Raw genomic sequence first — 12,853 nt, forward strand, 5'->3', positions numbered from 1 at the left:
ATATAATTTAAATGAATAAAACCCCTATATATTTTATGCCTGGTCTAGCGGCAGGCCCAGAAATTTTTGAAAATTTAGAATTAGATCCAGAAAAATATACTTTTCATTATTTAAAATGGATAAAACCACTGGCTTTAGAAGAAGATATAGATAATTATGCATGTAGATTAAGTGATGAAATCAAAGAAAAAAATCCTGTTTTGGTTGGTGTATCTTTTGGCGGAATTATGGTGCAGGAAATTGCCAAATTTGTAAACCCTAAGAAAGTAATTATTATATCTAGTGTTAAAAATCAAGAAGAATTACCTAAAAAATTTAAGTTTGCAAAATTTACTAAAGTATATAAATTTTTCCCTACTAAAGTAGTTGAAAACTTTGAAGATTATGCAAGATATTTTCTTGGTAAATCTTTAAAGAAAAAAGCAGATTTATATAAAAAATACCTTTCTGTTAGAAATAAAAAATACCTTAAATGGTCTATTTATAACGTATTAAAATGGGAACAAATTAATCCTTTAGAGGATGTTGTGCATATTCATGGAACAAAAGACACCGTTTTCCCTATTAAAAATATAAAAAACGCAATAGAAATCAAAGGAGGAACACACATCATGATTTTAACGAAAGCAAAAAAAATATCAAAAATTATTGATGATGTTTTAACTTTTTAAACTAAAGTGTTTTCCATACATTTATAGTAAAATTGATATTATGAAATCTTTACAACGTATATTTTCTTTATTAAGTGTAACTCTTATTACAATTGTTTTCTTTAATGGTGTACATAAATCTGATACAGATCCAGAAACACTTACACATAGAACTTACAAAATTAAATCTCTTAAGTTACCCGAAGGATTAAATTTAGCAGGAGAAAGAGTTCCTTTAGAGATTAATGATGTTAGAGAAAGAATGGAACGTGAATTACTTGTAAATACTTATTGGCAATCAAATGGATTGTTACTAATTAAGAGAGCTAATAAATATTTTCCTGTACTAGAACCGCTCTTAAAGAAATATAACTTACCAGATGATTTTAAGTTTTTAGCTTTAGCAGAAAGCGGCTTTACAGATGAAACTTCTTCTGTAGGTGCTGCTGGTATGTGGCACTTTATGAGAACAACGGGTAAGGAATACGGTTTAGAAATTAATAAAAATGTAGATGAACGTTACAATATCGAGAAATCTACAAAAGTTGCTGCAGAATACTTAAAAAAATCTAAAAAAAAATTAGGTTCTTGGACGTTAGCTGCTGCTGCATATAATGCCGGTAATTATGGTGTTTCTAAAAGATTAGAAACACAACAGGTAAACAATTATTACGATGCTTTACTTCCTGATGAAACAGAACGTTACATTTTTAGAATAATTGCTTTAAAAGAGATTATATCGAATCCAAGGAAATATGGATTCGTTTTCGAAGAGTCTGATCTTTATACTCTAGAAAAAACAAGAACTGTTAAAGTTGATACTGTTATTACCAACTTAACTAACTTTGCCAAAAACTATGGAATGAATTATAAAGAATTAAAAATTCATAACCCTTGGTTAAGAGAAAACAAATTAAATAATAAAAGTAGAAAGCTTTATGAAATTAAAGTTTTGGACAAATAAAAAGAAAATCTTAATCTAATATATTCTTTATTCTACCAACTAAACCAGATTCTAATTGTACTTTTATTCCGTATGGATGATTTTTAGATTTGGTTAATATTTTCTGAACAACACCTTTAGTTAATTCACCAGAAGCTTGATGATGTTTTTGTACAATTTCTACAAAAATACCTATCTGTATATTTTTTCTTTGCCTACCATCTTTCATACTGTTTTTTTAAGGACTAAAAATAAAAAAAGCCTATCAATTATTGATAGGCTTTTAGATAAAAATTTAACTAGTAATAATATATAATTATATAACTCTTACGTTTACTGCGTTTAATCCTTTTCTTCCATCTTGTAAGTCAAACTCAACTTCATCGTTTTCACGAATTTCGTCAACTAAACCTGACACATGTACAAAATGTTCTTTGTTTGTTCCTTCTTCAGTGATGAATCCGAATCCTTTAGATTCATTGAAAAATTTTACGGTACCTTTATTCATTATAATAATATTAAATGTGTTGCTTGTTTAATTACGAACAACGTTTATTGAGTTACAAAGATAATGCCAATAAAATTAAATAACCAAGTTTATTTACTTTTATTTTAGAAAATAACTTAAATACTGGCAATTAGTGCTTTAACACTATTAAATTCTGCAATAATTTCGTCTAAAACTTCTTTAGCTGGTTTAATTTTATGTATTAATCCGGCTACTTGCCCTATTTCTAATTCGCCATTTTCTAAATCACCTTCAAACATTCCTTTTTTTGCACGTGCTCTACCTAAAAGATCTTTAATTTCATCTAACGTTGGATTTTGTTGATATAATTCTTGTATTTGATTGTAAAAATTGTTTTTAACCAACCTAACTGGTGCCAATTCTTTTAGAGTTAATTGTGTACCACCATCTTTTACATCAACAATTGTATTCTTAAAATTAATATGTGCAGAAGATTCTTCTGTAGCTGCAAATCTACTTCCAATTTGCACTCCATCTGCACCTAAAATCATTGCAGCAAGCATTCCTCTACCCGTTCCAATTCCTCCTGCTGCAATAACCGGAATTTTTAATTGCTCTTTAACCATTGGTATAAGCGTAAAAGTTGTTGTTTCTTCTCTACCATTATGTCCACCAGCTTCAAAACCTTCACAAACTACGGCATCTACACCTGCTACTTCAGATTTTAAGGCAAACTTTACAGAACTAACAACATGAACAACGGTAATACCTTTTTCTTTTAAATACGAAGTATAAGTTTTAGGGTTACCAGCAGAAGTAAAAACTATCTTCACTCCTTCTTCAATAATAATTTCTATTATTTTTTCAATATCAGGATATAACATTGGTACATTAACACCAAATGGTTTTGTAGTTGCTTTTTTACATTTCTGAATATGTTCTCGCAAAACCTCTGGATACATCGAGCCTGCACCAATTAAACCTAAACCACCTGCGTTAGATACTGCCGCTGCTAATTTATAACCAGACACCCAAATCATTCCACCTTGAACTATAGGATATTTAATTTTAAATAATTCTGTTATTTTGTTTGTCATTTTATTCTTTAATAAATTTTAATAATTTAAAAAAACTACCATTATTAATTTTCAATAAGTAAACTCCTGATTGTAAACCAGAAACATCTAGATTTAACTTGTTTTTAAAAGTTAAAACTTTACTTCCTAGAGTTGTAAAAACATCTACACTCATCTCATCTACATTTAAATTATTAATATTGATTTTAAGAGTATTTAAAACAGGGTTTGGAGAAATTTCTAAATTATCTAAAGTATTACTTTCTGTAGACAAACTAGATAAAAAACTATTGTAAGCAGTTTCAAAATTAGGAATTCCGAAACCATGTTGATCTGTTGGATTAGTATATCTATCAGCAGATTCTATTATAGACTGTTTTAACTTTTGAATTCGATTGTTTAATTGTTTAGCCCGATGTTTTTTGTTTGAGGTTTTAAAAATTATATTTCCTGTGTCATTTAAACAAGCTATTAAACCTGCCATTATTGGTGCAGAAAAAGAAGTACCACTAACACTTGAAACAGAATTATCTATATGATTGATAATAGCTGATGCAGTACCTTGTGCTAAAATTTCTGGTTTAATTCTTCCATCAGAACTTGGGCCAAAAGAACTAAAACTAGATATATTTCCATCTTTATCTACAGAACCTACAGTAATTACAGATGAAGCATCTGCAGGTGCCGTAATATATTTCCATGAATCATTACCGGAATTTCCTGCTGAGTTCACAACTAAAATTCCGCGGTTTGCAGCAATTTCTGCTCCTCTAGATATAAATGTAGTTTTTCCATCCATATCGTTATAATTATAGCTGTAATCTGGATTATCGAATGTAGAATAACCTAAAGATGTATTTATCACATCTACCCCTAAACTGTCTGCTCTTTCTGCTGCTTCTACCCATAATGTTTCTTCTAAAGGTACTTCTACAGATGCATTTTCTGTTCTAAATAAGTAGAATGAAGCATCTGGGGCTGAACCTACAAATTCATTTTCTATATAACCACCAATTGTAGAAAGCACATTTGTACCGTGATTATGACCTGAATAAAAATTTGTACTTCTTTCTACAAAATCATAACCTCCTAAAATCTTATTATTATCTCTTAATCTTTGAAATGCCTGTAATGTATTTACATTTGGAAAACCTGCATCGATAACTGCTATTATTTGATTTTTTGCGGTTAAATTAATTCCGTGTAAAAAATCTCCTTTTAACATTTCTATCTGATTTTTAGTACTACCGTAAGTAAAATCAGTCATAGAATTATTAAATTTATTCTGATGATTTGTTTTGATTTTCTTCCCTTTTTTAGCAGACTGATTTAGAGATTTATTTGCAAATTCTATGCTTTCTATAAAATTCAGATTCTGTTTTGCTGTTTCAATATCAACTTGTGTTCCTTGAACATGAACTGCATTTAACCATTTAGAAGTACCTAAAACAGTAATACTGTTAATAGACTTTAAAGTTTCTAAATATGTCTTTTCTATAGGTACATCAATTTGAGTAACTTCTATATTAAGTTTATTTCTTCTATCTAATGCTCTTTGAGATAACATTAAAAGTGGGGTTTCTAAATATGTTGCTGCACTAGGTTTATCTTTTAAAAATAACCAAGCATCTTCTTGTGCCTTTGCTTGAAAAAAAGTTATAGCAAATAAAAAAAGTAGTAATTTCTTCATGTTTTCGAAATTACTACTTTTTTATGATTATATAAATCTAAAACCTACGAAATTACTCCTGATCCAAGCAATTCTTCATCTAGATACCAAGCTACAAATTGCCCTTCTTGTATTGCAGATTGTTTATTTTTAAATTCTACATATAAGCCGGTTTCAACTTTATGCAAAGTAGCATTTTCTAAAGTTTGTCTATATCTAATTCTTGCTTCTACCTGTAATGTTTCGCCAGTTTTTAAAGTTAAATCTTCCCGAATCCAATGAATTTCTTCATTAGAAACAAATAAGACATTTCTATATAAACCTTGGTGACTTTTACCTTCACCTGTATAAATAACATTCTCATTTACATCGGTTTCAATAACATATAAAGCCTCTTTTGTTCCGCCAACATTTAAGCCTTTACGCTGGCCTTTTGTGTAATAATGAGCTCCTTGATGCTTACCAACTACTTTTCCGTCGGTTTTATGATACGAAAACTTAGTAGCATAATATTTTAGGGATTCTTCTTTATTTTTAAATTCTGGTGATGGTTTTGTATACTGTTCAAAATCCGAAGGAATTGTAACAATTTCACCAGCTTTAGGTTGTAATTTTTGTTGTAAAAACTCTGGTAAACGAACTTTACCAATAAAACATAAACCTTGAGAATCTTTCTTTTCTGCTGTAATTAAGTCTGCTTCTTTTGCAATTTCTCTAACTTCTGGTTTTGTTAGCTCACCAATAGGAAATAAAGCTTTACTTAATTGTTCTTGCGATAATTGACATAAAAAATAAGATTGGTCTTTATTATTGTCTTTACCAGCTAATAATTTATACACAGATTTACCATCTATAATTTCTTCTCCTTTTCTGCAATAATGACCAGTTGCAACATAATCTGCACCTAATTTTAAGGCAATGTCCATAAAAACATCAAACTTAATTTCTCTATTGCACAGTACATCTGGGTTTGGTGTTCTTCCTTTAGAATATTCATCGAACATATAATCTACAATACGCTCTTTATATTGTTCGCTTAAATCTACTACTTGAAACGGTATCCCTAACTTTTCTGCAACAATCATTGCATCATTACTATCTTCTAACCATGGACACTCATTAGAAATTGTAACAGAATCATCGTGCCAATTTTTCATAAAAAGCCCAATAACTTCGTAACCTTGTTCTATTAACAAATGCGCAGTAACACTAGAATCTACACCTCCAGAAAGACCAACAACTACTCTTTTCATTATCTAATTTTGAGTTTGCAAATGTACGAATTAGAAATGGTTTTTAAAGATTGAAAAAATTGATAGATATATTGATTTATGTTATCTATTAATTTTCTTTTTTTCGGGTAAACGTATTTTTTTTCTTTTTATCTAAATCTGTAGCAATTTCACCATCTAAGTAATACTCCCATTTACCAACTCGCATGCCATTTTTATAAGTTCCGGTTTCTTTTAAATTACCATTCAATTCAAAATACTTTGCTAACCCGTTAGGTTTTCCTTCTTTATAAGTAACTTCTTCAATTAAAACTCCTTTACTAGAGTATTTACTAGTTACACCATCTAACAATCCGTTTTTATAAGTGGCAAATTCAGTAACCTGCCCGTTTGGATAATATACTAGTTGCTCACCTTCGAGTTTGCCATTTTTATAATTTTCTTCCGACATCAAAGTTCCGTCAGGATAAAAATATTGCCAATTCCCTACTCTTTTTCTATCATTTAAAACGCCTTCAGTTTTAATTTTTCCTTTTAAAGTATAAAATTGAACAAAAAGAGAATCAGAATCTTCAAAAAAAGTTTTTATAATAATAGGATGCTCAGAAGAACTAATGTCGTAAAACTTAAAAACACCAACTTCTTTTCCGTTTTTAAACTGGCCAGTGTAACGCAAACGTTTGTTTGGATAATATTTTTTCCAAACACCAGTTCTTTTCTTATTTACATCAAACTGATTTATTTTTTGAGCATTGATTCTTTCACTTGCTAAAAAACAAGAGAAAAAGCATAAAATCAAAAACAGTCTTTTTATATTTATCATTTAAACAAAAATTTTAAAACAAATATACATTAATAGTGCCAAATTCGAATTTACTTTATATTACAGATCAACTTAATAATATGGCAAATCCTAAAAGAGATAACCGCCAAAGAGTTGCAAATATTGTATTGGATAATCCAGATTTCTTTAAGGATTTGGTAACTATTACTTTTAATGTTGATGATAAACTATCTATTAAAGCTGCTTGGATTTTAGAATGGATCTGTACACATCATCATTTAAATTGGATTTTACCACATCTAGATACTTTTACAACTAACATTTACAATGTAAAATTTGATAGTGCTATTAGGCCTTGTGCTAAAATTTGTGAACATTTAGCAACTGCTTATTACGCTAAAAAAGAAAATGATGTTCAGAAAACATTAACTAAAAAACATATAGACAACATCGTAGAAGCTGGATTTGATTGGTTAATAACTCCTCAAAAAATTGCTGTTAGAGCTTATACAATGAATACTTTGTACTTTTTCGGTTTAGAAAAAGAATGGATTCATCCAGAATTAAAACATTTAATACAAACAAAAATTATTCACGAAAGCAAAGGTTGTAAAGCTCGCGGAAATCACATTTTAGCATTGATAGAAAAACATCAAAAATCGAGTTTATAAATCTGTTTAATTGTCTATTTTTGCAATTAACAACATAACTAAAAAATGAACTTAACAAAATTAAATGCCATCTCTCCTATTGATGGTCGTTATAGAGGTAAAATTGATAAACTAGCAAACTATTTTTCTGAAGAAGCTTTAATTAAATATAGAGTTCGAGTAGAAATAGAATATTTTATCGCTTTATGCGAAATTCCTTTACCACAATTAGAAAGTTTTGACAATTCTCTTTTTGAAGAATTACGCAAAATTTATACAGAATTTACAGCCGAAGATGCTCAGAAAATTAAAGATATCGAAAGTATTACAAACCATGATGTAAAAGCTGTAGAGTATTTTATTAAAGAAAAATTTGATGCTTTAAATTTACAAGAATTTAAAGAGTTTATTCACTTCGGATTGACATCTCAAGACATCAATAATACTGCTGTTCCGCTTTCTATTAAAGAAGCAATGAATGATGTTTATGTACCTCAATATTTTGAAGTTTTAGAAAAACTACAAGAATTGGTTACAGAGTGGGCAGATATTTCTATGTTGGCAAGAACTCATGGTCAACCAGCTTCTCCTACAAGATTAGGTAAAGAAATAGAAGTTTTTGTGGTACGTTTAAAAGAACAATTTAATTTATTAAATGATATACCAAGTGCAGCTAAATTTGGCGGAGCAACTGGTAATTACAATGCACATAAAGTTGCTTATCCGGCTATAGATTGGAAAGAATTTGGAACTTCTTTTGTTCAAGAAAAACTAGGTTTACAGCATTCTTTTCCAACAACTCAAATAGAACATTACGATCATATGGCTGCGTTGTTTGATACTTTAAAACGTATTAATACAATTATTATAGATTTAGACAGAGATTTCTGGACCTATGTTTCTATGGATTATTTTAAGCAAAAAATTAAAGCTGGTGAGGTAGGTTCATCTGCAATGCCACACAAAGTTAACCCAATTGACTTCGAAAATTCTGAAGGAAATTTAGGTTTAGCAAATGCAATTTTCGAACACCTTTCTGCTAAATTACCAATTTCTAGACTACAAAGAGACTTAACAGACAGTACAGTTTTACGTAATGTTGGTGTCCCTTTTGGTCATACAATTATTGCTTTTACATCTACTCTAAAAGGTTTAAATAAATTGTTATTAAACAAAGAAAAGTTCGAGCAAGATTTAGAAAATAATTGGGCTGTTGTAGCAGAAGCAATACAAACAATTTTAAGAAGAGAAGCGTATCCTAACCCTTACGAAGCTTTAAAAGGTTTAACTAGAACAAACGATAAAATAAATCAAAATTCTATTGCTAATTTTATAGACACATTAGAAGTTTCTGATGAAATTAAAAACGAATTAAAAGCAATTACACCAGCAAATTACACAGGTATTTAAGATGAAAACAGAAAAAAGAATAGAGAAAAAGGAGGTTTTAAAATTTATTTTAGAAAAAAGAAAAGCAATGTTCTTATCTCTTTTTTCTTGTTTCTTTTTATTGATATTAACTTCTTGTAAATCAGAAAAAGGTGATCCAGATAGATTTAAACAAGGTGTATTCGAAATTCCTGCCGGAGATGGTTATAGTAAAACTAAAATTACTAGAATCGATAGTTTACAAATAGAAGAGTATGATAAAATTGTAAGTATTTCTACGGATAGTTTAACTACAGAAAAAAGAATTAAACATATAGACACTTTATATATTAAATGGAAAAGTAACTTTTTCTATTCTTTAAAAATGAAATCACCTAAAAAGCAATTAGACAAAGATGCTATCTATGTACAAATTACAAAGATAAAAGACAGTTCTTACGACTTTTCTGCTAAAATAGGATTCAGTAAATTTTTAACAGACGGTACTATTTATAAAATAAAATAATATGGAAATATTTCTAAATGCAGATACATGGGTTGCACTTTTAACGTTAACTTTTTTAGAAATAATTCTAGGAATAGATAATATTATTTTTATTTCTATATCTGCAAACAAATTGCCAAAACACCAAGTAAGAAGAGCAACACTACTTGGTTTAGCTTTGGCTATGATAACAAGAATCGTTCTATTATTTGGTGTTTCTTATTTAATTGCTTTAAAAGATCCTTTTTTAAAAATAGATATAGATTGGTTTAAAACAGGCATAACCGGTCAAAGTATAATTTTATTTTTAGGAGGTTTATTTCTACTTTATAAAAGCACAAAAGAAATAAGACAAAAAGTAGAAAACACAAACGAAGATGAAGTACTAAAATCACCAAAAGTAATTTCTTTTTCTAGTGTAATTATTCAAATAATATTAATAGATATTGTTTTTTCTTTTGATAGTATTCTTACCGCAGTTGGTATGACTAACGGAATCGAAGGCGCACTTATTATCATGATTATTGCAGTAATTGTCTCTATTCTTATTATGATGATTTTTTCTAAACCAATAAGTAATTTCGTAAACAAAAATCCAACAATTCAAATGTTGGCACTTTCTTTTCTAATTTTAATTGGTTTTATGCTTATAACAGAAGCAGCACATTTATCGCATACCGAAATTTTTAACAAAACTGTAGGAGCCATACCTAAAGGATATTTGTACTTTGCAATCGCATTTTCTTTAGGAGTAGAAATGCTGAATTTAAAAATTAGAAAAAAGTAATTTTATCAAGGATTTTAAACAACATATCAGTTTTTTGTTTTTGTTGGTATTGATGTTTCCTGCATCTATACAAATTACACACGCATTAGAAAATCATGACCATGTAGTTTGTTCGTCAAAAGTAGAGCAACATATTCATCAAGATTCTTTAAATTGCGATGAACTACACAAACAATTAATAATATTTAATTTTACTTTTAATTCTTTCGAATTAGCAGAAACAGAAATTTATAAAACTGACTTTCTTTCAAAAAATATTCGATTGAAAGAAGTTACTGTTTCTAAAAAATCTTCGAGAGCACCACCAGAGTTTACTATTTAAAACTTTTATATACACAATATATACACTATCCCTAATTAATTATATATCTATTTATTTTTTTGGGTAAATCTTCTATTTAATAGTAAAATCGATACAATGAAATTATATTTAAAACTGCTATTTTTAATGGCATTTATATCTGTGAATGCACAAAATAGCATTTCTGGAAAAATTACAGACACTAATAACAACGCTTTAATTGGTGTAGAAATTCATGCACAAGAACTTCACAAAGGAACCATAACCAATACTGATGGTTTTTATGAATTAAAAAACATTCCAAACGGAAAAATCAAATTAACATTTACATATTTAGGTTATAAAACAGTATCTAAAAATGTAAATTTAAACGATAACAACCAAGAAATTAATCTACAATTGGTAGAAACATTTTATGAGATTGATGAAATAATTGTTTCTACTCCTTTTAATCAATTACAGTCAGAAAATGTGATGAAAGTTGAAAGACTTTCTGCCAATAAATTACAAAAATTAGGGGCAACAACTTTATCCGAAGGAATTGTAAACATAGCTGGTGTTTCTCAAATTTCTACAGGAAATTCTATAAGAAAGCCTGTTATTAGAGGTTTAAGTGGCAACAGAGTTTTGGTTTATACACAAGGAATTCGTTTAGAAAATCAGCAATTTGGTGGCGAACACGGTTTAGGTATTAATGATGCTGGTATTGGTTCTATCGAAGTTATTAAAGGACCTGCATCATTGCTTTATGGTTCTGATGCTTTAGGTGGGGTTTTATACCTAAATCCAGAAAAATTTGCTTCTTCAAATAAAACAGAAATAAATATTAATCAACGTTATTTTAATAATACGTTAGGTACAAATACATCGGTAGGTATAAAAAGTTCTCTAGAAAATTGGAAGTTTTTAGCAAGAGGAACCTATGCAAATCATGCAGATTATAAAATCCCAACAGATGAAAGAGTTACAAATACGCGTTTTAATGAAAAGGATTTTAAATCTGGAATTGCATATTCTAAGAACAAATTTACATCAGAATTAAGATATAACTACAACAAATCTAATTTAGGTTTAACCGAAGGTATTGGTTTACAATCGACTAGTAATGATTTACTAGAACCGTTTCAAACAATAGACAATCATATAATTAGTTCACATAATCATTTCTTTTTTGGTGATTCTAAATTAGACATCGATTTAGGTTATACTTTTAATGATAGACAAGAGTTTGAAGAACATGAAGAGCACGATGACCATGATGATGATGAACATGAAGATGAAGACGACCACGATCATGACCACGGAGACGAAGATCATGATGAGGAACATGAAGAAGCTGCTTTAAGAATGAAATTAAAAACATTTACCTACAATGCAAAATATCATTTTCCTAAGATTGGAGGCTTAGAAATTTTATCTGGAATACAAGGTTTACATCAAACAAATACAAATTTTGGTGAAGAAATCTTAATACCAAATGCTACTGTAAATGACTTCGGAATTTTTACAACCGCTAATTACTCTTGGAACAATAATACTTTACAAGCAGGTATACGTTTTGATAATAGAAAAATTGATACAGAAAGACACGAAATTGCTCATGAAGATGAAATACATGTTTTTGAAGCTGTAAATAAATCCTACAATAGCTTTACAACTTCATTAGGTTTTAAAACTTTATTATCAGATCAAGTTACAACTAGAATTAATGTAGCTTCTGGTTTTAGAGCTCCTAATTTAGCAGAGTTAAGCTCTAACGGCGTGCACCATGGTACAAATAGATTCGAACAAGGAAATAGTAATTTGGTAAATGAAAAAAATGTACAAGTAGATTTGTCTTTAGAGTATAAAACAGAACATTTCGAGCTTTTTGCAAATGGTTTTTACAACCATTTAAACGATTATATTTTTATTACTCCTACAGATGAAATTGAAGATGGAGAACAAGTATTTACATATATTCAAGAAAATGCAAAATTATATGGTGGTGAATTTGGTTTTCATTTACACCCGCATCCGCAAGATTGGTTGCATTTAGAAAGTACTTTCGAAACTGTAATTGGAAAACAAAAAAACGGAGATTATTTACCTTTAATTCCGGCTAATACATGGAGAAATACCTTTAGAACAGAATTTAATTATAAAGATTGGTTAACTCAAGGATATACTTCTATTACATTAGAAAGTACTTTTTCACAAGAAAATGTAAGTGCTTTTGAAACTGAAACTAACAGTTATAATTTATTAAATTTTGCTTTAGGTGGAGATGTTACCGTAAGGAATGTAAAATTTACAGGATCATTATCAATTAATAATTTATTGAATAAAAAATACATCAATCACTTATCAAGATTAAAAAATGATGGAATCTTTAATCAAGGTAGAAATGTGGTATTAGGAATCAATATTCATATCTAAA

Annotated in this window: 14 protein-coding genes; 8 read left to right on the plus strand and 6 right to left on the minus strand. The window is 28.8% G+C overall.

Annotation, left to right across the window (positions count from 1 at the left end; genetic code table 11):
• Window positions 1-11 precede the first annotated feature (11 nt).
• Together ACYPV9_RS05790 and ACYPV9_RS05795 are read left to right on the plus strand one after the other, a co-directional pair.
• On the plus strand, window positions 12-671 hold the full coding sequence (locus ACYPV9_RS05790; protein ID WP_299059992.1) for an alpha/beta hydrolase: 660 nt from the start codon (window positions 12-14) through the stop codon (window positions 669-671).
• A gap of 40 nt (window positions 672-711) precedes the next feature.
• Window positions 712-1,614 carry a lytic transglycosylase domain-containing protein gene (locus ACYPV9_RS05795; protein ID WP_299059990.1) on the plus strand — a complete coding sequence of 301 codons (903 nt, stop codon included), beginning with the start codon at window positions 712-714 and terminating at the stop codon, window positions 1,612-1,614.
• Between the two features lie 10 nt (window positions 1,615-1,624).
• Here the strand turns inward: ACYPV9_RS05795 and ACYPV9_RS05800 are convergent, their stop codons facing one another.
• The 6 genes from ACYPV9_RS05800 to ACYPV9_RS05825 form a co-directional block, all read right to left on the minus strand.
• Window positions 1,625-1,822: a YwbE family protein gene (locus ACYPV9_RS05800; RefSeq protein WP_459742252.1), complete on the minus strand. Its 198-nt coding sequence runs from the start codon at window positions 1,820-1,822 to the stop codon at window positions 1,625-1,627.
• 87 nt (window positions 1,823-1,909) lie between these two features.
• Entirely contained in the window at window positions 1,910-2,101 is a 192-nt protein-coding gene (locus ACYPV9_RS05805; protein ID WP_077809452.1) for a cold-shock protein, read from the minus strand.
• Between the two features lie 116 nt (window positions 2,102-2,217).
• Window positions 2,218-3,159, minus strand: a complete 942-nt coding sequence (locus ACYPV9_RS05810; protein ID WP_459742254.1) for an NAD(P)H-dependent flavin oxidoreductase — start codon at window positions 3,157-3,159, stop codon at window positions 2,218-2,220.
• A gap of 1 nt (window position 3,160) precedes the next feature.
• Window positions 3,161-4,828, minus strand: coding sequence for a S8 family serine peptidase (locus ACYPV9_RS05815; protein ID WP_459742256.1), 1,668 nt, complete (start codon window positions 4,826-4,828; stop codon window positions 3,161-3,163).
• Window positions 4,829-4,872: 44 nt separating this feature from the next.
• The gene (gene mnmA, locus ACYPV9_RS05820; RefSeq protein WP_459742258.1) at window positions 4,873-6,060 is read right to left on the minus strand and encodes a tRNA 2-thiouridine(34) synthase MnmA; all 1,188 of its coding nucleotides are present in this window, start codon (window positions 6,058-6,060) and stop codon (window positions 4,873-4,875) included.
• 88 nt (window positions 6,061-6,148) lie between these two features.
• Complete coding sequence (locus ACYPV9_RS05825) at window positions 6,149-6,862, minus strand: toxin-antitoxin system YwqK family antitoxin (protein WP_459742260.1); 714 nt, start codon at window positions 6,860-6,862, stop codon at window positions 6,149-6,151.
• An 80-nt stretch (window positions 6,863-6,942) separates the two neighbouring features.
• Between ACYPV9_RS05825 and ACYPV9_RS05830 the strand changes: the two genes are divergently transcribed.
• The 6 genes from ACYPV9_RS05830 to ACYPV9_RS05855 all read left to right on the plus strand — a co-directional run bounded on the left by ACYPV9_RS05830 (window position 6,943) and on the right by ACYPV9_RS05855 (window position 12,852).
• Window positions 6,943-7,494, plus strand: coding sequence for an adenylosuccinate lyase (locus ACYPV9_RS05830; protein ID WP_459742262.1), 552 nt, complete (start codon window positions 6,943-6,945; stop codon window positions 7,492-7,494).
• A gap of 45 nt (window positions 7,495-7,539) precedes the next feature.
• Window positions 7,540-8,883, plus strand: coding sequence for an adenylosuccinate lyase (purB, locus tag ACYPV9_RS05835; protein ID WP_299059977.1), 1,344 nt, complete (start codon window positions 7,540-7,542; stop codon window positions 8,881-8,883).
• 1 nt (window position 8,884) lies between these two features.
• Entirely contained in the window at window positions 8,885-9,367 is a 483-nt protein-coding gene (locus tag ACYPV9_RS05840) for a hypothetical protein (RefSeq protein WP_459742264.1), read from the plus strand.
• A 1-nt stretch (window position 9,368) separates the two neighbouring features.
• Window positions 9,369-10,133, plus strand: a complete 765-nt coding sequence (locus tag ACYPV9_RS05845; protein WP_299059973.1) for a TerC family protein — start codon at window positions 9,369-9,371, stop codon at window positions 10,131-10,133.
• 34 nt (window positions 10,134-10,167) lie between these two features.
• Window positions 10,168-10,455: a hypothetical protein gene (locus tag ACYPV9_RS05850; protein ID WP_459742267.1), complete on the plus strand. Its 288-nt coding sequence runs from the start codon at window positions 10,168-10,170 to the stop codon at window positions 10,453-10,455.
• Between the two features lie 96 nt (window positions 10,456-10,551).
• Complete coding sequence (locus tag ACYPV9_RS05855) at window positions 10,552-12,852, plus strand: TonB-dependent receptor (protein ID WP_459742268.1); 2,301 nt, start codon at window positions 10,552-10,554, stop codon at window positions 12,850-12,852.
• Window position 12,853 lies beyond the last annotated feature (1 nt).

Source organism: Polaribacter sp. OB-PA-B3 (genome assembly GCF_054589375.1).